Annotated in this window: 18 protein-coding genes; 11 read left to right on the top strand and 7 right to left on the bottom strand. The window is 72.0% G+C overall.

Annotated elements, in window-relative coordinates; translation table 11 throughout:
* Positions 1–50: 50 nt before the first annotated feature.
* From JOL79_RS12150 to JOL79_RS12135, 5 genes are all read left to right on the top strand, one after another.
* Positions 51–2471, top strand: a complete 2421-nt coding sequence (locus JOL79_RS12150; RefSeq protein WP_210155859.1) for a glycoside hydrolase family 2 protein — start codon at positions 51–53, stop codon at positions 2469–2471.
* Positions 2472–2664: 193 nt separating this feature from the next.
* Positions 2665–3759, top strand: a complete 1095-nt coding sequence (gene manA / locus JOL79_RS12145) for a mannose-6-phosphate isomerase, class I (RefSeq protein WP_210155858.1) — start codon at positions 2665–2667, stop codon at positions 3757–3759.
* 163 nt (positions 3760–3922) lie between these two features.
* Positions 3923–4975: a polysaccharide deacetylase family protein gene (locus tag JOL79_RS12140; protein ID WP_210155857.1), complete on the top strand. Its 1053-nt coding sequence runs from the start codon at positions 3923–3925 to the stop codon at positions 4973–4975.
* Between the two features lie 137 nt (positions 4976–5112).
* Positions 5113–5250: a hypothetical protein gene (locus JOL79_RS33950; protein ID WP_230984719.1), complete on the top strand. Its 138-nt coding sequence runs from the start codon at positions 5113–5115 to the stop codon at positions 5248–5250.
* Between the two features lie 41 nt (positions 5251–5291).
* Positions 5292–5993, top strand: coding sequence for a CPBP family intramembrane glutamic endopeptidase (locus JOL79_RS12135; RefSeq protein WP_307848496.1), 702 nt, complete (start codon positions 5292–5294; stop codon positions 5991–5993).
* Between the two features lie 779 nt (positions 5994–6772).
* Here JOL79_RS12135 and JOL79_RS12130 read toward each other — a convergent pair.
* The 4 genes from JOL79_RS12130 to JOL79_RS12115 form a co-directional block, all read right to left on the bottom strand.
* Positions 6773–7489, bottom strand: coding sequence for a maleylpyruvate isomerase family mycothiol-dependent enzyme (locus tag JOL79_RS12130; protein WP_210155856.1), 717 nt, complete (start codon positions 7487–7489; stop codon positions 6773–6775).
* Positions 7490–7748: 259 nt separating this feature from the next.
* Positions 7749–8468 carry a hypothetical protein gene (locus JOL79_RS12125; protein ID WP_210155855.1) on the bottom strand — a complete coding sequence of 240 codons (720 nt, stop codon included), beginning with the start codon at positions 8466–8468 and terminating at the stop codon, positions 7749–7751.
* A 160-nt stretch (positions 8469–8628) separates the two neighbouring features.
* Positions 8629–10410, bottom strand: a complete 1782-nt coding sequence (locus JOL79_RS12120) for a sensor histidine kinase (RefSeq protein WP_210155854.1) — start codon at positions 10408–10410, stop codon at positions 8629–8631.
* Positions 10400–11128, bottom strand: a complete 729-nt coding sequence (locus tag JOL79_RS12115) for a response regulator transcription factor (protein WP_210155853.1) — start codon at positions 11126–11128, stop codon at positions 10400–10402. Before JOL79_RS12115 ends, JOL79_RS12120 begins: the two co-directional genes overlap by 11 nt.
* A gap of 196 nt (positions 11129–11324) precedes the next feature.
* Here JOL79_RS12115 and JOL79_RS12110 point away from each other — a divergent pair, with 196 nt between their 5' ends.
* The 5 genes from JOL79_RS12110 (at position 11325) to JOL79_RS12090 (ending at position 17669) form a co-directional block, all read left to right on the top strand.
* Positions 11325–12539, top strand: a complete 1215-nt coding sequence (locus tag JOL79_RS12110; protein ID WP_210155852.1) for an efflux RND transporter periplasmic adaptor subunit — start codon at positions 11325–11327, stop codon at positions 12537–12539.
* Positions 12536–13345: an ABC transporter ATP-binding protein gene (locus tag JOL79_RS12105; RefSeq protein WP_210155851.1), complete on the top strand. Its 810-nt coding sequence runs from the start codon at positions 12536–12538 to the stop codon at positions 13343–13345. The genes JOL79_RS12110 and JOL79_RS12105 overlap by 4 nt, the downstream gene beginning before the upstream one ends.
* Positions 13342–14583: an ABC transporter permease gene (locus JOL79_RS12100; RefSeq protein WP_307848495.1), complete on the top strand. Its 1242-nt coding sequence runs from the start codon at positions 13342–13344 to the stop codon at positions 14581–14583. The genes JOL79_RS12105 and JOL79_RS12100 overlap by 4 nt, the downstream gene beginning before the upstream one ends.
* A 319-nt stretch (positions 14584–14902) precedes the next feature.
* Entirely contained in the window at positions 14903–15988 is a 1086-nt protein-coding gene (locus JOL79_RS12095; protein WP_210155850.1) for a hypothetical protein, read from the top strand.
* Positions 15989–16259: 271 nt separating this feature from the next.
* Positions 16260–17669, top strand: a complete 1410-nt coding sequence (locus tag JOL79_RS12090; protein ID WP_210155849.1) for a dihydrolipoyl dehydrogenase family protein — start codon at positions 16260–16262, stop codon at positions 17667–17669.
* 158 nt (positions 17670–17827) lie between these two features.
* Here JOL79_RS12090 and JOL79_RS12085 read toward each other — a convergent pair whose 3' ends face one another.
* Genes JOL79_RS12085 through JOL79_RS12075 form a run of 3 tightly spaced genes read right to left on the bottom strand, consistent with a single transcriptional unit; the run spans position 17828 to position 19571 of the window.
* Entirely contained in the window at positions 17828–18457 is a 630-nt protein-coding gene (locus tag JOL79_RS12085; RefSeq protein ID WP_210155848.1) for a nucleoside/nucleotide kinase family protein, read from the bottom strand.
* 13 nt (positions 18458–18470) lie between these two features.
* Positions 18471–18878: a pyridoxamine 5'-phosphate oxidase family protein gene (locus tag JOL79_RS12080; RefSeq protein WP_210155847.1), complete on the bottom strand. Its 408-nt coding sequence runs from the start codon at positions 18876–18878 to the stop codon at positions 18471–18473.
* 51 nt (positions 18879–18929) lie between these two features.
* Complete coding sequence (locus tag JOL79_RS12075) at positions 18930–19571, bottom strand: response regulator (RefSeq protein ID WP_210155846.1); 642 nt, start codon at positions 19569–19571, stop codon at positions 18930–18932.
* Between the two features lie 86 nt (positions 19572–19657).
* Between JOL79_RS12075 and JOL79_RS12070 the strand changes: the two genes are divergently transcribed.
* A complete protein-coding gene (locus JOL79_RS12070) occupies positions 19658–21973 on the top strand; it encodes a phosphoketolase family protein (RefSeq protein ID WP_210155845.1) in 2316 nt (771 codons plus the stop codon).
* Positions 21974–21981 lie beyond the last annotated feature (8 nt).

The following is a 21981-nucleotide window of genomic DNA, read 5'->3' as shown; positions in this document are numbered from 1 at the left end:
GCTCGCTCCCCGGAGGGCCCCTCCTCCCGAATCCCCATGAAGGAGAAAGCGTGAGCTCGTACCGTCCCCTGCACGACGGGTGGACCGTCACGGCCGTGTCGTCCACCGGGCACCTGCGCCCGGTGGTCGCCGGGCTTCCGGCCTCGGTGCCCGGTTGCGTCCACACCGATCTGCTGGCCGCCGGGCTGATCGAGGATCCGTACCTCGACGACAACGAGACGCGGCTCACCTGGATCGGGCGCACGGCCTGGGCGTACGAGACCGTGTTCGAGTGGGACGGCACCGCCGGCGAGCGCGCCGACCTCGTCTGCGAGGGCCTCGACACGGCGGCCGCCATCGTGCTGAACGGCGTCGAGCTTGGCACGACGGCGAACATGCACAGGTCGTACCGCTTCCCGGTGCGCCACCTGCTGCGGGATGGCGAGAACACGCTGAAGGTGCAGTTCGCCCCGCCGTACGGCTACGCGGAGGGGCGGCGGGCGGCGCTCGGCGACCGGCCGGGCGCCTACGCCGAGCCGTACCAGTTCATCCGGAAGATGGCCTGCAACTTCGGCTGGGACTGGGGGCCCACGCTGGTGACGGCGGGCATCTGGCGGCCCATCGGCGTCGAGACCTGGAGCGTCGCCCGGCTGGCCGAGGTGCGTCCCCTCGTGACCCTGGCCGAGACCGGCCGGGGTCAGGAGGGCCCGGACGGCGAGGTCGAGGTGCACGTGACGGTCGACCGCGCGTCCGAGGAGCCGCTCGAACTGACCGCATCCGTCGCCGGCGTCACCGCGACCGCGGTGCTGCCGGCGGGCGCGCGGCGGGCCGTGGTGGCGCTCACCGTGCCCGCGCCCGCCCTGTGGTGGCCGCGCGAGTACGGAGGGCAGCCGCTGTACGACCTGACGGTCCGGCTGGGCGACCACGACGAGTGGACCGGCAGGATCGGGTTCCGCTCGGTGCGGCTCGACCGTGCCGGCGACGCCTTCACCCTCGTCGTGAACGGCCGTCCGGTGTTCGTGAAGGGGTTCAACTGGATCCCCGACGACACCTTTCCCTCGCGGCTCACGCGCGAGCGGCTGGCCGAGCGGTTCGCCCAGGCGACCGGCGCGGGCGCCAACCTCCTGCGGGTGTGGGGCGGCGGGCTCTACGAGAGCGAGGACTTCTACGACCTGGCCGACGAGACGGGCCTGCTGGTGTGGCAGGACTTCCCGTTCGCCTGCGCCGCATACCCCGAGGAGGAGCCGTTCCGCGGCGAGGTGGAGGCGGAGGCCCGGGAGAACGTCGCCCGGCTCGCGTGCCACCCGAGCCTCGCCCTGTGGTGCGGCAACAACGAGAACATCGAGGGCCACGCAGACTGGGGCTGGCGGGACAGCCTGGCGGGCCGCACCTGGGGCGGCGGCTACTACTTCGACCTGCTGCCGCGGATCGTCGCCGAGCTCGACCCGACCCGCCCGTACTGGCCGGGCACGCCCTACTCGGGTTCTCCCGAACTGAGGCCCAACGACCCCACCAAGGGCACGACCCACATCTGGTCGGTCTGGAACACCCACGACTACACGCACTACGCCGCCTACACGCCGCGCTTCGTGGCGGAGTTCGGCTTCCAGGGCCCGCCGACGTACGCGACGTTGCGCGCGTCGGTGACCGACGAGCCGCTGACCCCCGAGTCGCCCGGCGTCGCCCACCACCAGAAGGCGATCGACGGCGATCTCAAGCTGCTGCGCGGCCTCGGCGACCACCTGCCCGCGCCGGACGGGTTCGCCGACTGGCACTACTACACGCAGCTCAACCAGGCCAGGGCGATGACGTTCGGCGTCGAGCGGTTCCGCTCGCTCATGCCGTACTGCATGGGCACGATCGTGTGGCAGCTCAACGACTGCTGGCCGGTCACCTCCTGGGCGGCGGTCGACGGCGGCGGGCGGCGCAAACCGCTCTGGTACGCCATGCGGCGGGCCTTCGCCGACCGGCTGCTGACCTTCCAGGGCGACGACCTGGTGGTGGTGAACGACACGGACGAGCCGTGGGCGGGCGAACTCGCCGTCGAGCGCCGGACCCTCGCGGGCGAGCCGCTCGTCAAGGAGGGCTTCGCCGTGGACGTCCCGTCCCGGTCGGCGGTCCCGGTCGAGCTGCCTCCCGTGCTGCTCCGGCCGGGCGACCCGGCCGGTGAGGTGCTCGTGGCGACCCTGGGCGGAGTGCGCGCGCTGCGCTTCGGCGCGGAGGACCCGGCGATGGCCTATCCGCCGGCCGAGCTCGACACGACGGTCGAGGAGGACGGGGACGGCCTGCGGGTCACCGTCACCGCCCGGACCGTGGTCCGCGACCTGGCCCTCTTCCCGGACCGGCTCGATCCCCGCGCGACCGTGGACGACCAGCTCGTCACGCTGCTCCCCGGCGAGACCGCCGTCTTCCACGTCACGGGCGGCGACCTCGACCGCGAGGCGCTCGTCCGCCGGCCCGTGCTGAGATGCGTCAACGAGGCACGGCCCTGACCTGCGGGTCCGGGCCGGATGAGGAGCGGGCGAGGAGCGGGTGAGGAGTAGATGAGGGTCGGGGGCAGGGCCACGGCGGTCGGTCGCTCGGGGGTAATCCGTCCCGCTTGTTAGTCTCAAGGCCGGTAATCTCCGGCACGGTCACGCCGGACCGCGGCCCGTCCCCGGTCCGGCCATCGAACGCGAGGACGACGTGGAACTGCTCACCAACCCGATCAAGGACTACGCCTGGGGCTCCCGTACGGCCATCGCCGAGCTGCTCGGCCGGCCCGCGTCCGGGCCCGAGGCGGAGATGTGGCTGGGAGCGCACCCGTCGAGCCCGTCCCGGTTCGTCCGGGACGGCGGGGCGGTGACGCTGGCCGACGCCATCGCCGGCGACCCGGAGGGCACACTCGGCCGGGCGGTGGCCGACCGGTTCGGCGGGCGCCTGCCGTACCTGATGAAGTTGATCGCGGTCGGCCGGCCGCTGTCGCTCCAGGTGCATCCGGACGCCGCCCAGGCCGCGGCGGGACACGCCCGGGGTGATGAGAACTACGCGGACTCCTGGCACAAGCCGGAGATGGTCTGCGCGCTCACGCCGTTCCGGGGGCTGGCCGGCTTCCGGTCCACCGAGCAGGCCGCGATGCTCGTCGACCGGCTCCAGGTGGAGGCGCTGACGCCGGTCGTCGAGTCGCTGGAGCAGGGCGACATGCTCGGCGCGCTGCGGACGCTGCTGGAATGGCCGGACACGCGGCGCAAGCTGGTCGACCAGGTCGTGTGGGCGGCCTCCTGCGTCCACCAGCCCGACTACGCCCTGGTCGGGCGGCTGGCCCGGCGCTATCCCGACGACCCGGCCGTCCTCGCGCCGCTGCTGATGCGCCGCCACGAGCTCGCCCCCGGAGAGGCGCTCTACCTGGGCGCGGGGGTGCTGCACTGCTATCTCGAGGGCTTCGCCGTGGAGATCATGTCCTCGTCCGACAACGTGCTGCGGGCCGGGCTCACCGGCAAGCGGATCGACGTGGACGAGTTGCTGCGCATCACCGAGCCGGACGCGCAGCCGCTGCCCGTCCCGGCCGTCGACGGGGCCTACGCGCCCCCGGTGCCCGACTTCCTGCTGCGCCGGATCACGCCCGGGGCCGGACAGGTCCTCGACGGCGCGCTGCCCAGGATCGTCCTGTGTACGGAGGGTTCCGTACGCGTCGGCGGCACGGAGTTGCGGGCCGGGGAGTCGGTCTTCGTGCCGGCCGCGGACGGGCCGGTCGAACTGGCCGGCGAGGGCGTCGCCTTCTGCGCGGAGCCGCAGGTCTGACGGGACACGGCGGCTCCCGGCGGCTCCCGGCGCGGGACACGTGGGGCGCGGTAATTCTTTCGGAGATACACGCAGCGTGCTGTTTGTTCTACTCTCCGTGAGAACATCTGATGGGCGGGGTAGGAGTCGCTCATCGTCAACCGCGGCCCGCTGAGGGGGATCCATGGGACGCTTCCGGGTTGCCGGCCTGGCAGTGGCGTCGTTGAGTGCCGTCGCGCTGTCCGCGTGCGGATCGCAGGGCGGATCGGCCAAGCAGGCGGATTCGCACGGTACGAAGCAGAACAAGATGGCCGCGGAGGCGTCGGCCAGAAAAGCGGAGATGCGGGAGGCCGCCCGGGTCCAGGCCAATGAGCTGGGCCAGGTGCCGGTGATCATGTATCACCGGATCGTGAAGAACCCGCCGCCCGGCGACGACCGTTCGCCGCAGGATTTCCGCGCGGAGCTGGAGCGGCTCGCGGCCGAAGACTACGTTCCGGTCACCGCGGCCGAATACGTGACCGGGAAGATGGACATCCCGGCCGGTAAGCACCCCGTCGTGCTGACGTTCGACGACTCGTCGCCGTCGCAGGTCGCGCTCGACGGCACGGGCAAGCCGATGCCCGACTCGGCCGTCGGCATTCTGATGGACGTGGCGAGCAAGCACCCGGGCTTCCGTCCGGTCGCGACCTTCTATGTCATCAAGGACATGTTCGGCAAGGCGCGGCAGGAGGAGCAGCTCCAGGTCCTGCAGTGGCTGAAGGACAACGGCTTCGACCTGGGCAACCACACCCATGACCACATCAACCTCCTCGGCAAGTCCAAGGAGGAGGTGGAGGGGCAGATCGTCGCCGGTCAGAACCTGATCACGTCGCTGATCAAGACCCCGCCGGTGACGCTCGCCCTGCCGTACGGCAACCAGCCGAGCAAGAAGGAGTGGGCGCTGCACGGGTCGGCCAAGGGCGTCAGCTACAACTACCGCGGTGTGTTCCTGGCCGGATACACGCCGGCCCCGTCGCCGTTCACGAAGGACTTCGACCCGATCGGCATCCCGCGCATCCGGTCGAAGGAGAAGGTCGGCGACTGCAAGAAGTTCTGCTCGATGGCGTGGCTCGACTGGCTCAAGAGCAACCCCGCCGAGCGGTACACCTCGGACGGCAACGCGGCCACGGTGGCGTTCCCGAAGTTCAAGGCGGCCTTCGTCGCGAAGCCCTTCGTCTCCCGCACCCTGCCGTACTGATCCGTACTGATCCGCGCTGATTCCCGCTGGTCCCTTCCGGACCAGGATGGGGCGCTAACCTGCGGGCATGGACGACGAAACGGCACTGCGGCGGCCGTCCGCCGCAGCGGCCGGCATGACGGGTGACGGTCGGCCAGGTGACGGTCGGCCAGGTGATGGTCGGTCAGGTGACGATCGCCAGGGAGCAGACGAGCCGGCAGGAGTTCAGCAGGCAGCAGGTCAGCCGGGAGATGCTCAGCCGGGAGAAGCTCAGCCGGGCGATCTCCGCGGCCTGACGCCGCGGCTCATCGGGCCGGAAATCACAGCCGTCTTCGCGGTGTCGCTCGGCGCGAGTGGGCTCATCTCGCTGATCCAGCTGATCGGCGCGCTCACCGCGCCGAAGGCGCTGAGCGGTCAGCACGCCGTGCTCAACGGTTCGTACGCGCCCGGGCGTCCCTGGCTTGACCTGTCACTTCACCTCGCGCAGATGGCGGTGAACGTCGCGCCCGTGGGGCTCGTCGCCTACCTGCTCGCCCGATCCGGCGAGTCGCTGCGGACCATCGGGGTGGACACCCGGGAGCGGGGCCGTGACCTGCTGCGCGGAGTCCTGCTCGCAGCCGGGATCGGCGGCTCCGGCCTGGCCTTCTATCTGGTCGTCTACGCCGCGGGCGGCAACCTGAACGTGGTGCCGGACAACCTGCCGGACGTGTGGTGGCGGATCCCTGTGCTGGTGCTCGACGCCGCCCAGAACGGCGTGCTCGAGGAGGTGCTGGTCAGCGGATATCTGCTCCACCGGCTCGGCCAACTGGGGTGGACGCCGTGGCGTTCGGTGGGGCTTTCGTCGGTGCTGCGCGGCTCCTACCACCTCTACCAGGGCTTCGGCGGGTTCGTCGGCAACGTGGTGATGGGCGTCGTCTTCGGCTGGCTCTACCGGCGCTGGGGCCGGGCGATGCCTCTCATCGTCGCCCACACGCTCATCGACGTCGTGGCCTTCGTCGGGTACGGCGTGCTGCGCGGACGGGTCTCCTGGCTGCCCTGACCCCGTGTCCACGCGGGCTCGTGCCCCCGGCGCCCCCCCGGCGCCCGCCCGTGCCCCCCGACGGCCACGCCGTCCGGGTGCGCCGCCCATCTCCCGGTATGGCGGATCGAGGTGGGCAAACCGTTTCTCTTCGGCGCGGCTGATTGCGATTGTGGTCCATCCCGGTGCATGGTTGACGTGCCGTCGCCAATCGCCTGCACGACGAGATGAGCGACACGTCTGGATCCCCCCGGCATAACGGCCTTATCAGGCCGTCTTCACGTGGGGACTTCGCATGACACCGTTCATGAGACCGTTATCGCCGCGCGCGTCGACGCGCGTGATATTCCGGGCGCGCAGAGGCGCGGACGGAGACGACCGGCGCAGGAGGCCGGCCGCTCCGCGAGCCGGGGCGCGTCCCGGCGTCCGTCCGCTCCGGCGTCCCGCCGGGCCGTGGCTCCGGATCAGCCCGCGACCGGGCCGTACCGCGACAGGCACCGCGACAGGCACCGCGACAGCCCCGGCCGCACAGTCCCCGGGCGCAGAAGCTCAGGGCGCACAATCTCCGGCCCAACAAACTGCTATCGCACAGGTTCCGGTCACCCAGTCGTCAGCCGTACGGCCACGGGGGCTTTCGCCGAGGCCGGAGACCGCCGCAGGCGGGGCACCCCTCGTGCGCGGACCCGCGCGTGGCGCCGAGCCCGCTCCCGTCGCGGCCCGCGGGTTATTACCGTGGCCCGGCCGGCCCCGGGCCGGCCCCGGGCCGGGCCGGGCGGCTGCTGGGCGCTCAGGCTGGGCGCTCAGGCGAGGCAGCGCAGCGCGCCGCTGACCCGGGGATCGATCGGGTGCCCGGCGGGCAGTCTGCCGACCGTCGCGTCCACGAAGTCCTGTGGGGAGAGGACGGTGCTGCGGCCGTCCACCCACACTCGCAGGCCGCCGTTGTCCGCCGGCTCCACGGTGGCCTGGGATCCCCGCTCGTCCAGCGCGAACAGGCCGACCCGCGTCCGCCAGCCGAGCCGGCCGGACGCCTCATCGTCCGTGACCGGCACCCCGACGTCGTCGGCGTGCGTGGCGAACTCCGAGCTGTAGTGGAACGCCTGCAGTCCGGCCGGGTAGGGCCCGACGGCGGTGGCGAGGGAGCCGTCCCGGCCGAGCTCGCGCATCCGCGACCGGGTCTGGGCGTTCTTGCCGCGCCACTCGTCGAGCACCTGTTCCACCGGCAGGCGGCGCCGCCTGCGCACACACCACTCGTTGAACTCCTCGTATCCGCCGCGTACGCCCTCGTGTTCCAGCATCTCGTAGAAGCCGTCGACGTCCCGGTCGAGGCAGGCGTGGTTGTAGAGCTCCTCGCCCGCGAGGTGGGCGAGCACGTCGCGCACCGTCCACCCGGCGCAGCGGGACTGCCGGTTCCAGGCGTCGCCGTCCAGCGATGAGAAGTGGCGGTCGAGGCGCGCCGCCTCGGCGTCGAGGATGTCGAACGGGTCGAGGCTCGCGAGCTGGTCCGGTCGAGACGTCATGCCTGGTCCGGTACCCGGGGAGGGGCCTCCGTCACCTCCCCGGGCCCCGGACCGGCTCCGGGGCAAGGCGGTCTCGGATCAGGCAGCCCGGTTCAGGCAGCCCGGTTCAGGCAGCCCGGTTCAGGCAGCCCGGTTCAGGCAGCCCGGTTCAGGCAGCCCGGTTCAGGCAGCCCGGTTCAGGCAGCCCGGTTCAGGCAGCCCGGTTCAGACAGCCCGGATCAGGCTGCCTGTTCTGGCCGTACAGATCAGGCATTCCGGGTCAGGCGGGGCCGGGGGCGAGGGCCCGGCCGCCGCCGAACCCCGCGATCCGGCAGTCGTCCTGGATGTCCTGCAGGGGCACATCTTCGCCGGGCATGGAGTCGAGCCTCCAGGAGATGTTGTTCGGGTCGGAGGTGGTGGAGGGCACCAGGCTGACCTTGAGCCCGCGGTCCTTCATGCACTTCACCTGCTTGCGCACCGCGTCGGCGTAGTGCGGGTTCCGCTGGGGATCCATCTCGGGCGGTAGCAGGGGCATCTTGTTCTCGCACGCCTTGCGGGCAGCCGTCTCGGCCTTCTCGTCCGCGTCGGTCCTGGCCACGTGGTCGGGCGCTCCGTGGTCCTTCAGGCAGGTGGCGTAGGCCATCCGCAGCTTCGTGATCTCCTCGGGGGTGCTGTCCAGGCGCAGCTGGGGCCGCTTCTCCTCGTCCGACGACTGCCCCTGGGAGGCCGTGTCTCCGCCCGAGGCGGCCGCGGTGGTGCTGGAGGTGCCGGTGGCTGTGGTGGCCGACGTGGTGCCGGATGTGTTGCCGGACGTCGAGCCTGCGGGTGAAGCGGTGACCAGCGACGCGACCTGGCCGGTCCGCCCGGATGCCGAGGCGGTGCCGGAGCCGCCGCCACAGGCGGTGAGAGCGATGAGGCTGAGGGCGGCGGCGCCCAGCGCGGCCAACGAAGTCGCGCGATTGGTACGAGTCGGGCAAGTCATGAGAGTCATGCGGGTCATGCGGACGAGAATGGGGCGCGGATGTCAGGAAACCGTCAGGCGCGGGTGAGGGTCCGGTAGTCCTCGGCCCCGGTGGAGGACGCCCGTGCCGAGGGTGTCAGGCGCCCGCTCAGGCCGGACATGCCGGCCTGGTTTCACGGCCTGGTTTTACGGCCCGGTTTCACGGCCCGGTCGTGGGAATCCGCAGGGTGAAGACCGAGCCTTGGCCGGGCGTGCTCGTGGCGGACACCGAGCCGCCGTGCGCCTCGACCAGCTTGCGCACGATGGGCAGCCCGAGCCCGCTGCCGCCCGTTCTGCGGGTCCTGGACTTGTCCACGCGCCAGAACCGTTCGAAGACCAATGGCAGATGCTCGGGGGCGATGCCGACACCGGTGTCGGCGACCTCGATCACCAGCTCGCCGTCCGTCATCCGGGCCCGCAGGCTCACCTCGCCGCCCGGCGGGGTGTGGCGCACCGCGTTGGACACGATGTTGCCGATCGCCTGGCGCAGCCGCATCGGGTCCGCGTACGCCTCCGGCTCCCCATCGAAACCGGCGGTGAGGCGTACGCCCGCGGCGTCGGCGTTGCTCCGCTGTGCGGTGGTCACCTGGTCGAGCACGTCGGGAACGTGGACGGGCTCCTTGTGCAGCGCCAGCTCGCCCGCGTCGGCGACGGCGAGATCCTGCAGGTCGTCGATGATGTGCTGGAGCAGCGCCGCCTCCTCGAGGAGCGAGGCGACCAGCGCGGGGTCGGGCGCGACGATGCCGTCCTGTGTGGCCTCCAGCCAGCCCCTGATGTTGCTGAGCGGAGTGCGCAGCTCGTGCGCGACGTCGCTGACCATGCTCTTGCGCAGGTCCTCCAGTTGCGCGCGGCGGCTCGACATCGCGTTGAAGGCGGCGGCGAGCCGGCCGATCTCGTCGCGGCCGCGCACGTCGACCCTGGCCGTGCCGTCTCCCGCCTCCATGCGCCGTACGGCGGAGGTCAGCGCGCGCAGCGGCCGGACCAGCCGGACCCCCGCCGCGACGGTGGCCGTGACGGTGATGAGCAGTACCAGGGCGGCGACCCCGGCGATGCGGATCTGGTTGCCGGGGGACAGGTCGAAGATGGTCGAGGCTCCGCCGCCGCGGCTGCTCACGAACAACAGCGCCGACGGTGCGACATAGGGGGCGAGTTGCTCGTGCCGGCCGCTGGACAGACAGGCGGGCGCGCTGGAGACGAGGTCGGCGGTCCCCCGGGGGTCGGCGGCCGAAGGCAGCGGGGCCCAGGTGAAGTCCAGCCCGACCTGCACCTCCGGTGCACCCCGGTGCGCCATACAGGTGTTGACTAGGTCGTTGAGCTGCCGGAGCGCCTTCGCCTCTGTGGGGGTCGGTGTGTCGAGCGCCGTGCCGCCGCACCGCGCCATCAACGTGGTGTCGACCGTGGGGGCGTCGACGTACGGGCGGCCGCTCGGGCCGTCCACGACGCGGGCGGCGGCGCCGAAGCTGGTCCGCAGGCAGTCGGCGTGCTGTTCGGCGACGGCCCGCAGCCGGGTGCGCTCGGAGCGGGGCAGGCGGAACGGGCCGACCGCCCGGGGATCGATCCGGTCGGCGGACGAGCCACCGGCCAGGGCGGTGTCCACGGCCAGCGGCTCGATGACCGCGGTGGGCTTCGCGGGCAGCGTCACCGAGCCCCGGTCGGAGTCGAGGACGACGCGCCGGTCCTCGGTCGTCAGAGTGATCCGGTGGCCGATCTGGCGGGCGAGCCTGGTCACCGTGTCCTGCGCGCCGTTCCACGAGGTGTGCGTCGCGGCCCAGCCGAGCAGGGTCCGATACGCCTGGGCGTCGTCGGCGAGCGCCTGACCCTCCTCCTGTTTGATCGCCACGGTGGTGCTGCGCACGGTCAGCCAGGCGGTCGCCCCGATGGAGCACACGGAGACGAGCGCCGAGACCGCGAGCAGCCGGACCAGCAGCGAGTCACTCCGCATCGGTCGCGCTCCGGCGGCCGGGCCCGGCGGTGACCTCGTCGTTGAGCTTGTAGCCCACGCCGTGCACGGTGACCAGGCGGACGGGCCTGCGGGGGGTCGGTTCGATCTTCTTGCGCAGGTTCATCACGTGCACGTCGACGGCCCGCGAGGTGATGTACCGGTCGAAGCCGTGCAGGTGCAGCAGGATCTGCTCACGGGTGAACACGCGGCCAGGCTGCGCGGCCATCAGCTCCAGGATCTGGAACTCCCCAGGTGTGCACTCGATCCGCTCGCCGTCGACCGCGACCTCGTGCCGGACCGGGTCGACGGTCAGGCCGCCCACCCGGAGCACCGGCTCCGGCGCGGCCGCGGCAACCCTGGAGCGGCGCAGCAGGGCGCGCACCCGTGCCATCAGCTCGCGGGGGCTGTACGGCTTGGTCATGTAGTCGTCGGCGCCCAGGTCGAGCCCGAGCAGCAGGTCGTCCTCGGTCGACCGGGCGGTGAGCATGAGCACCGGCAGGCCCGACTCGGCGCGCACGATCCGGCATACGTCGAGGCCGTCCACTTTGGGCATCATGACGTCGAGAATGAGCAGGTCCGGCGTCCGTCGCCGTATCTCGTCGAGCGCGGCCCGGCCGTCGGGCACGGTGGAGACGGTGTGGCCCTCGTGCTCCAGGTAGCGGCGGACCAGCTCCGCCTGCTTGACGTCGTCCTCTGCGATCAGGACATATGCGCACATAGCGCCGAGCTTAGGTGGGCCACGCCGCGGCTCCGTACCGGCTGGGAGCGCCCTCACGGAAGGGCTAAGCCTTCCTGACACCTTCCTGACATCCTCCCGCGACGCTCGTCGCTCTGCCGGGGGGACGGCCGTCGCACGCCGAGTGGCCCCGGGCGTCGGAACTCGTGAAGGAGCCCCGGATGAAGGTCGATCGGTCGTGACGGCCGAACCCCAAGGAAGGCAGCGAAGGCATGGGCGGCGCGTCGCCGTCGCCCTGATCGCGCTGGCTGCCGTCGGCGCGGCCGGCGCGGGCGCGGTCGCCCTCAGCCAGGACGGTACGGAGCCCGCGCCGGGCGCCCCCGCGATCCCGGTGGCGACGACCACCGTGACCAGGACCGACCTGTCGAACTCGATCAACCTCTCCGGCAGGCTGGGCTTCGGCGCGGCCCGTCCGGTCCGGGGCGCGGGGACGGGCACGCTCACCCGGTTGCCCGCGCCGGGCTCGCCGGTCACGCGGGGCCGGCCGCTCTACTGGGTGAACGACCGGCCTGTCGTCGCGTTTTACGGGTCGACCCCGCTCTTCCGCAAGCTCGGCCAGGTGGGGATGATCGGCCGCGATGTGACGCTGGTGGCGGACAACCTCACCGCGCTCGGCTACGACGTGGGCAGCCGTACGACGGGCGCGTCAGTGGGCGCGACAGAGGGGGGGCCGGGCGCGACTGCAGGGGCGTGGGCGGGCGCCACGGCTCCGGAGCGGACCGCCACCGGTGACGCCGCGAGCCGGGAAGGGGGAATCGCCTACCGGCCGCCGGGCGACGTCTTCACCGCTTCGCTCAAGTCCGCGCTGCGGCGCTGGCAGGCCGACAGCGGCCTGCCCCCCACAGGGACCCTCGACGTCGGCCAGATCGTCGTCTTCCCCGGCCGGGCCCGTGTGGACGCGGTGAAGGCGCAGCAGGGAGATCCGGTCGCCGGGGACATCCTCACCGTGACCGGCACCGCCAAGGTCGCCACGATTTCCCTGAACGCCTCCGACGCCGGGATCGTCCGCAAGGGAGAACGGGTGACGATGGTCCTCCCCGACGACAAGAAGATCGCCGCGAAGGTGACCGCGATGGGCAAGACCGTCCAGGAGTCCTCCGACTCCTCGGACCAGAACGAACCTCAGGTGAGCGTCACCGTGACGCCCGTCAGGAGCTCGGCGGTCAAGGCGCTCGACTCCGCCCCGGTCGACGTCGTCTTCACCACCAGGGTCCACAAGAACGTCCTGGCGGTGCCCGTGTCGGCGCTGCTCGCCCTGCGGGAGGGGGGCTATGCCCTGCAGGCGCGGAGCGGCGCGCTGATCGCCGCGACGACCGGCATGTACGCGAGGGGGATGGTGGAGGTCAGCGGGCCGGGCATCGTCGCCGGCCTGACGGTGGTGACGAGCTCGTGAGCCCGGCGGACACGCCCGTCGTGCGGGTGCACCGGGCGAGCAAGATCCACCCGGGCGGGGTCACCGCCCTGGACGACGTCTCACTGGTCATCGAACGCGGTGAGCTCCTCGCGATCGTCGGGCCGTCCGGTTCCGGCAAGTCGACCCTGCTCAACCTCATCGGTACCCTCGACCGGCCCACCCGGGGGACCGTCGAGATCGCCGGGCGGGACGTCACCGCCCTCGGCGACCGCCGGCTGTCCGCGCTGCGCGGCCGCAGCCTCGGGTTCGTCTTCCAGCAGTTCCACCTCGCCGAGGGGCTGACCGCGCTGGAGAACGTCACGACGGGGCTGCTCTACGCGGGCGTGGCGCACCGGCACCGGCGGCCGCGGGCGCTTGAGGCGCTCGACCGGGTGGGGCTGGCCCACCGGGTGGACCATCGGCCCCACCAGCTCTCCGGCGGCGAGCGGCAGCGCGTGGCCATCGCCCGCGCCCTCGTCAACGGGCCCGCGCTGGTCCTCGCCGACGAGCCGACGGGGGCCCTGGACACCGCCAACGGCCAGGCCGTGCTCGACCTGCTCGTACGGCTGAACGGCGAGGGCACGACGATCGCGATCGTCACGCACGACCGCGACCTCGCGGCCCGGGCGCCGCGACGGGTGGAGATCCTCGACGGCCGCGTGGTGGCCGACTCGGGCAGCACGACACCCGGTGCGACGTCGGAGCGTGCGGAATTGGAGCGTGCGGAATCGGAGCGTGCGGAATCGGCGAGCGCCGTGTCGGGGAGCGCTGTGTCGGAGAGTGCGGCGCCGGGGAGCGCCACGTGAACGGCGTGGAGGGGCCGTCCCTTCCGGGGGCGGGGGACGCGGGCAGCCGCCCGGTCCGGCTGACCCCCGCCGACGTGCTGCGCCTCGGGCTGCTCGGCATCCGCACCCGCAGGATGCGGGCGGCCCTGTCGGCCCTCGGCGTCTCCATCGGCATCGCCACCCTGATCATCGTCACCGGCATTCCGGCCTCCGGCCAGCGGGCCGTGATCGACCAGTTGGCCACGCTCGGCACCGGCATGCTGCGGGCCGAGCCGATACCCAACCAGGACCCGCCCGTGCTGCTGCCCGAGTCGGCCGACCGGATGGCGGCCCGCATCGGCCCGGTGCTGTCCGCGAGCGCGGTGGCCAACACCCACGCCGTCCTGGCCCGCTCCGACCGGGCCGACGAGGGCGACGCGGCCGGCATCAGCGTGCTCGCCGCCCGGACCAACCTGCTGGAGGTGGTCCACGGCCGGGTCGCGGCGGGGCGGTTCCTCAGCCCCGGTCTCGACCGGTTCCCGGTCGCGGTCCTCGGCCGGGAGGCCGCCGTACGGCTGGGCGTCGACCGGCCTGCCCCCGGCGCGGACTGGCCGCTGATCTACGTGGGGCGGCAGTGGTTCTCCGTCGTCGGCATCCTCGATCCGCTGCCCCTCGCGCCGGAACTCGACCAGTCCGTCCTGGTGGGCTGGGATCCCGCCCGGCGGCTACTCAGGTTCGACGGCCATCCGACCGTGGTCTACGTCCAGGCCGAGGAGAACGCGGTGGAGGACGTCCGCGACGTGCTCGCCGCGACGGTCGATCCGCAGGTGCCTGACCTGGTCCAGGTCAGCAGGCCGTCGGACGCCCTGGCCGCCAAGCGGGTCACCGAGAGCGCCTTCTCCGCGCTGTTCCTCGGCCTCGCGGGCGTCGCCCTGCTGGTGGGCGGCGTCGGCGTGGCGAACACGATGGTGGTCTCCGTCCTCGAACGGCGTCGTGAGATCGGCCTGAGACGTGCGCTCGGCGCGACCCGGGGACACGTACGGGTCCAGTTCCTGACGGAGTCGGTGGCCCTGTCGGGCCTCGGCGGCGTGGCCGGCACGCTGATCGGGGTGGTCGCCACGGTCGCCTACGCCCTCTCGCAGGGGTGGCCACCCGTCATCCCCACGTCGGCCGCGGCGGGCGGCATCGGCGGGGCGCTGCTGGTCGGCATGGTGGCCGGGGTGTACCCGTCGGTCCGCGCGTCGCGTCTCATGCCGACCGAGGCGCTGGCCGCCTCGTGACCGGCGCTGGTCCGGCCCGGGCGCGCCTGCCCCGATCTCCCGGCTTACCTCGAATATCCAGATAATCCTACGATCTGCCGATTTGGCGACGGAAATCTGGGTGCAGTGTCGATAAGGCACATTCAATATCTATTCACCGCACGCCATTAATAAAGAGATAGGTGTAGGGAAAGAGGTGGTGACCCCCGTTTGTTGGCCCGGTGGCAGGAAAGCAAGAACACCGGCAGCCGGATCTGCTGGTCTCCTCGAATCGGAAATTACCGCCACCTTCCGGATATGCCGGGCCAGAAGTACGTTCAAGGGGGAAAGTGAAATGCCCATGCGGAACGATGTTGTCAGGCTCCTCGCGATCGGTGCCGTTGTGGCCGGTGGCGCCGTGGTGCTGGGGGCTCCGGCCGTCGTGGCCTCGACCAGTGGCGTAACGCACGTGAACGGCGGAGGGCCCGTCCGTGTGGCGATGCAGCGTCATGCCTACGGCTATGGACACGGTCGCCACAAGGGCCGGGCCAAGAACAAGCAGTGGCAGCACGATCGCCAGCACCAGAAGCAGCGGCAGTTCCTGCTGCGTGACTTCACGCTCGTCATCACGCCGTTCCAGAAGGGCGAGAACGGCGCCGCGGCGCTGCCGTACAACTGGCAGAATTCGGACTCTCGCATCCGTCCCGATAACAATCAGGGCACCACGACCGAGACGACCGCGCGCGACAGGCAGGTGCAGAGCGTCGATCACCGGCCCGTCATCACGATCACGTCGCCGTCGCCCTCGCCGTCCCCGTCGGATCTCGTCGAGTTCGGCGGCACCGCTCCGATCACGCCCCCCGTCCCGCCCGCCGTCGCGCCCGCCGCGGCGCCGATCGTTCAGCCGGCCGCCGCGCCGCCGGCCGCGACGACCACGCTGGCTGACCCGGCGGCTGACCCGGCGGCTGAGCCGTGCGCTCCGCTCCTCAGCCTCCTGCTCGGGGTCGGGGTCTCGCTCGGTGGGAACGGCACCGCCACTCCGGCGCCCACCCCTGAGCCGACCGTCACGCCGACGGCCGTTCCGACCATCACGCCCAGCGCGGTCCCGACGGTCGCGCCGACGGCCGTTCCGACCGTCACGCCCAGCGCGGTCCCGACCGTCGCGGCGGCCACCACGGCGACCACGGCCACCACGCCGAACGTGACGATGTGGCCCAGGACCAGGGGCATCGGGCTGCACGCGCACGTCGGTCTCGGTCTCGGCTCCCGCCTGTTGAACCGCGGCACGACCGGCACGGCTGCGGTCCCGACGGCGACCGCCGCGACGCCGTGCCCGCCGAGCGGCCTCGGTCTGCTCGTCGGTCTCGGCCTGGGCCTGCGTGCCACCCCGGCGGGTGCGCCGACGGCCCTCGCGGCTCCGGCCGGCACGGGATCGGTCTCGCCCTGACAAGGGCGTGACGCCGTCCGCCAGGAACGGTGAACCGAGCCCGGGACGATCGGCCTGCCGGTCGCCCCGGGCTCGTCCATGTTTCACGTGGAACGTGGCTCGCCCCGGACCCGATCAGCCGCCGCGCTCGGTGCCCGTGACCAGGCGTGACTGGTCGTCATGGCGAACGTGGCGGGGGCTGGTCACCCGCGCGGCGAGACGGCCGTGACAGTCTGGGACGGGAGAACCGCCTGCCGCGCCGCGTGGCGGGCCGCACCAGTTGGAGGTCTCCATGGCTGACGTTTTCGACGTGATCGTCATCGGGGCGGGCCCTGCGGGGGAGAACGTCGCCGACCGGGTGACGACCGGTGGCCTGACCGTCGCGATCGTCGAGAAGGAACTCGTGGGCGGGGAGTGCTCCTACTGGGCCTGCATCCCCAGCAAGGCGTTGCTGCGGCCGCTCGACCTGGCGGGCGAGGTGCGCAGGGTGCCCGGCCTGGAGGCCGGCCCGGTGGATCCCAAGGCCGTCCTCGCCTGGCGTGACTCCATGGTCTCCGGCTACAGCGACGAGGGACAGGTCGGCTGGCTCGACTCGGTCGGCGCCACGCTGGTCCGGGGCGGCGGGCGCCTGGCCGGGCCGCGGCAGGTGGAGGTCGTCGGACCAGACGGGAGCGTCCGGTCACTCACGGCCCGGCACGCCGTCGTGCTGGCCACCGGCAGCGAGGCCGTCGTCCCGCCCGTGCCGGGGCTGGCGGAGGCCCGCCCGTGGACCAACAGGGACGCCACCGGGGTCCGGGCCGTACCGCGTCGCCTGGTGGTCATCGGCGGCGGCGTGGTCGCCTGCGAGATGAGCCAGGCCCTGCATGGCCTGGGCGCGCGCGAGACCACGATGGTCGTGCGCGGCGGCGGGCTGCTGGAGCGCGTCGAGCCGTACGCGGGAGAGATGGTCGCGGAGTCGCTCAAGGAGCAGGGGATCGAGATCCTGCTGAACGAGAGCGCCGAGCGGATCGAGCGGCCCGAGCCGGGGGGCGAGGTGACCGTGCACCTCTCCGGCGGCCGGACGATCACGGCCGACGAGATCCTGGTGGCCACCGGGCGCCGCGCCGCGACGCGCGGGCTCGGCCTGTCGTCCGTCGGGCTGGAGGACGGTCCGGTCCGGGTCGACGACAGCATGCGGGCGACCGGTGTGGACGGCGGCTGGCTCTACGCCGTGGGCGACGTGAACGGCATCACCCTGCTGACCCACATGGGCAAGTATCAGGCCCGGCTGTGCGGTGACGTGATCGTGGCCCGGGCCAGGGGCACGGCCGACGACCTGCCGTCGATGCGTGACCGGGCCGACGGCATGGGCGCCCCCCAGGTGATCTTCACCGATCCGCAGGTGTGCGCCGTGGGCCTGACGGAGGCGCAGGCCCGTGCCGATGGCTTCGACGTCCGCACGGTCGAGTACGACATGGGCAAGGTGGCGGGCGGTTATCTGCTCGGCGACGGCTACCGGGGCCGGGCCAAGGCGGTGGTCGACGAGCGGCGGCGGGTGCTGCTCGGGGTGACGTTCGTCGGGCCCGGGGCCGCCGACCTGCTGCACGCCGCGACGATCGCGGTGACCGCCGGGGTCACCCTCGACGACCTGTGGCACGCGGTGCCGTCCTTCCCGACCGTGAGCGAGGTCTGGCTGCGGCTGCTGGAGGAGTACGGCCTGTGACGTGACGGCCCGGGGAAGCCGTCCCGCGCAGAACTCCTCCGCCTCGACCGGTCTCCAACCGCTCGTACCGGTCGTCGGTCATAACGAAAGCGGCCCCTCCGTGAACGATCATGAAGGGGGCCGGGCACGCTCGCGGAGAGGCCGGCGCGCGCCTGTGCTCAGCCCGCGTCGGTGACCAGGGCGGGACGCCGGACGTCCTCCACGCGCACGGCCACGTCGGCCGTGCGCACCGGGTCGACCTCCCGCTCGTACCGTTCATAGGCGGGCAGCGTCCACCGGTCGTCCTCATCGGTGCGGCGGGCGAGCGCGGCGGGCGACATCGACAGGTGCACGGTCAGGTCGAACGGCAGGCCGCGGCCGAGCAGCAGCGGGCCGTCCACGAGCACGACCCCGCCTGGCGGCAGTGTGACGTGGGCGGCCCGGGTCGCCCGGTCGCGTTCGCTGTCCCACAGCGAGGGCAGCACGCGGCCCGTGGCACCCGGCTCCAGCGGCGCCAGCACCTCGCGGACGAGGCCGCCCACGTCGAGCCAGTCGTCGTAGAAGGCGTCAGGGTCGGTCCTGCCGAACTCGAAGCGCAGCGAGGCGGGGCGCAGGAACCCGGCGGCGGGCACGCGCAGCGCCTCGCGGCCGCGCAGACGCAGCGGGGCCAGGAGTTCGTCGGCGAGGCGATCAGTCGCGGCCGGCGGTGCGCCGTCGACGGCGACGCGCACCCAGGGGGCCGGAGTCGCGGCGATCCGGTCGGCGAGTTCCTCGACGAGCAGCGACGGGGAGAGGGGCCGGGCGCGCACGGGGATCCAGAGGCTAGGAGGTGATCCGGCGGCCGGAGAGCTGCTCGGGGGCCATCACGATGAAGTGGTCGCGGGTGCCGGGAGCCCAGGGCGTGAGCGGCAGCCGGGACAGCCGGTCGATCTCGCCGGGGTCCGACGCGACCCGGGCGTGTCCCACCGCGGCCACGGACCAGCCCGTGCGCCGCACCGGGTCGAACTCGTCGGCCTCGAACGCCACGATCGAGTTGGCGACGGCGGCGGCCAGTTTGGAGCCGATGCCCGTACGGATGACGATCTCGCCGTCCAGCAGGCTGAAGTTGACCGGTTGCACGGCGGGGAGAGCGTGATCGGTGAAGACGATCCGCCCAATGGGAGTGGACGCCAGCAGGTCGAGGCATGCGCTGCGGGCGAGGATCTCCAGACCGGCGGAATCGAGCTTCATATGGTCAAGCCTGCTCGGACGGCGTGGGGGACATTAGGGGCGAAGGTCCCGTCATTGCCGTCGATCGGCCTTGAGCCGCGCGGCCAGCGCGGCGGCCTGCGTGCGGCGCTGCATGCTCAGCTTGCCGAGCAGGTTGGACACGTAGTTCTTGACGGTCTTCTCGGCGAGGAAGAGGCGCTCGCCGATCTGGCGGTTGGTCAGACCCTCGCCGATCAGTTCGAGGATCTGCCGCTCCTGGTCGGTCAGCGCGGCCAGCGGGTCCTTCCTGGCCGCCTGGTCGCGCAGGCGCTGGAGCATGCTCGCCGTGGTCTGCGGGTCGAGCAGCGACTGCCCCGCGGCGACCGTGCGGACCGCGCCGACGAGGTCGGAGCCGTGGATCTGCTTGAGCACGTAGCCCGACGCCCCCGCCATCACGGCGTTGAACAGTGCCTCGTCGTCCGCGTAGGACGTGAGCATGAGGCAGGCGAGCCCGGGGAGCTTCGACCGGACCTCACGGCAGACGTCCACGCCGTCGCCGTCGGGCAGGCGCACGTCGAGCACGGCGACGTCCGGCTTCAACGCGGGTATCCGCGCGACGGCGGACTCGGCGGTGCCGGCTTCGCCCACGACCTCGATGTCGTCCTCGGAGTCGAGCAGCGCGGCCACTCCGCGCCGTACGACCTCGTGGTCGTCCACCAGGAACACGCGAATCATGGTTTCGAAGTTAGCCGACCTTTCGCCCGCCGGGGTAGTGACGAAGGTCCCTTAACTGATCGCGTCGCACGGGGAACGCTCTTGCCATGGACGAACTCGAGCGAATCGACGCCTACTGGCGTGCCGCCAACTACCTGTCGGTCGGGCAGATCTATCTGCTCGACAACCCGCTGCTGGACGAGCCGCTGACGCCTGAGCACGTCAAGCCGCGCCTCCTCGGTCACTGGGGCACCACTCCCGGCCTCAACTTCTGCTTCGCGCACCTGAACCGGATCATCCGGGAGCGCGACCAGGACATGATCTACATCTGCGGGCCGGGGCACGGCGGCCCCGCCGTGGTGGCCCACGCGTGGCTGGAGGGCACCTACACCGAGCGGTTCCCCCATGTGACCAGGGACACCGAGGGGATGCGGCGGCTGTTCCGCCAGTTCTCGTTCCCCGGCGGCGTGCCGAGCCACGCCGCCGCGGCGACGCCGGGTTCGATCCACGAGGGCGGCGAGCTGGGATACTCCCTCGCGCACGCCTACGGGGCGGCCTTCGACAATCCGGGCCTGGTCGTGGCGTGCGTGATCGGCGACGGCGAGGCCGAGACGGGCCCGCTGGCCGCGGGGTGGCACTCCAACAAGTTCCTCAACCCCGGCCGCGACGGGGTCGTGCTCCCCATCCTCCATCTCAACGGCTACAAGATCGCCAACCCCACCGTGCTCGCCCGGATCCCCGAAGACGAGCTCATCAAGCTGCTTGAGGGGTACGGCTACCGCCCGCACGTGGTCGCGGGTGAGGACCCGGCCCGGATGCACCGGCTGATGGCCGAAACGCTGGATGTGGTCTTCGACGAGATCGCCGACTTCACCGCCGGGCGGGCGCCCCACCTCCCGATGATCGTGCTGCGGACCCCCAAGGGATGGACGGGACCGCGGGAGGTGGACGGGCTCCCGGTGGAGGGGACCTGGCGGTCGCACCAGGTGCCGTTGACAGAGGTGCGGTCGCGGCCGGACCACCTGGAGCTGCTGTGGGAGTGGATGTGGTCCTACCGGCCCAGGGAGCTGTTCCACCAGGACGGACGGCCGGTTCCGGAGATCACCCGTACGGTCCCGGTGGGCGGCCGGCGGATGAGCGCCAACCCGCACGCCAACGGCGGGGAGCTGCTGCGCCCCCTGGTGCTGCCCGACTTCCGCGATTACGCGGTGGAGGTGAAGTCTCCGGGGTCGGCGTTCACCGAGCCGACGCGGGTGCTGGGCCGGCTCCTGCGCGATGTGATCGCGGCCAACCCGGCCGACTTCCGGTTGATGGGACCGGACGAGACGGCCTCCAACCGGTTGCAGGCGGTGTTCGAGGTGACCGACCGGGCCTGGGAGGCGGCCAGGCTGCCGACCGACGATCATCTGGCGCCCGGCGGCCGGGTGATGGAGGTGCTCAGCGAGCATCTGTGCCAGGGCTGGCTGGAGGGCTACCTGCTGACCGGCCGGCACGGGCTGTTCTCCTGCTATGAGGCGTTCATCCACATCGTCGACGCGATGTTCAACCAGCACGCCAAGTGGCTGGAGTCGGCCAAGCAGATCGGCTGGCGGCGGCCCGTGGCCTCGTTGAACTACCTGCTGTCGTCCCATGTGTGGCGGCAGGACCACAACGGGTTCAGCCACCAGGATCCCGGGTTCCTCGACGTGGTGGTGAACAAGAAGGCCGAGGTCGTGCGGGTGTATCTACCGCCGGACACCAACACGCTGCTGTCGGTCGCCGATCACTGCCTGCGTTCGCGTGACTACGTCAACGTGATCGTGGCGGGTAAGCAGCCGGTGCTCGACCTGATGGGCATGGACGAGGCGATCGCCCACTGCACCCGGGGGCTGGGCATCCTGGAGTGGGCCTCGACCGACGCGGGCGCCGAGCCTGACGTGGTGCTGGCCTGCGCGGGCGACGTGCCCACGCTGGAGACGCTGGCCGCGACCGCGCTGCTGCGCGAACACCTGCCGGAGCTGCGGGTACGGGTGGTCAACGTGGTCGACCTGATGCGGTTGCAGCCCCGGTCCGAGCATCCCCACGGCCTGGACGACACCGAGTTCGACGCGCTCTTCACCGCCGACCGTCCGGTGATCTTCAACTTCCACGGCTATCCGTGGCTGATCCACCGCCTCACCTACCGCCGCAACGGGCACGACAACCTGCACGTGCGGGGATACAAGGAGGAGGGCACGACCACCACCCCGTTCGACATGGCCATGCTCAACGACATCGACCGCTATCACCTGGTGATGGACGTGATCGACCGTGTCCCCGGACTGGCCACCACCGCCGCCCACCTGCGTCAGCAGATGGCCGACGCACGGCTGCGCGCCCGCGCCCACACCCGCGAGTACGGCGAGGACCCCGCCGAGATCCGCGACTGGACCTGGCCCTGCTGACCCCGGCG

This window comes from Microbispora oryzae (assembly GCF_017896165.1).
GTDB lineage: Bacteria > Actinomycetota > Actinomycetes > Streptosporangiales > Streptosporangiaceae > Microbispora > Microbispora oryzae.
This window is presented reverse-complemented; position numbering and strand designations above follow the sequence as displayed.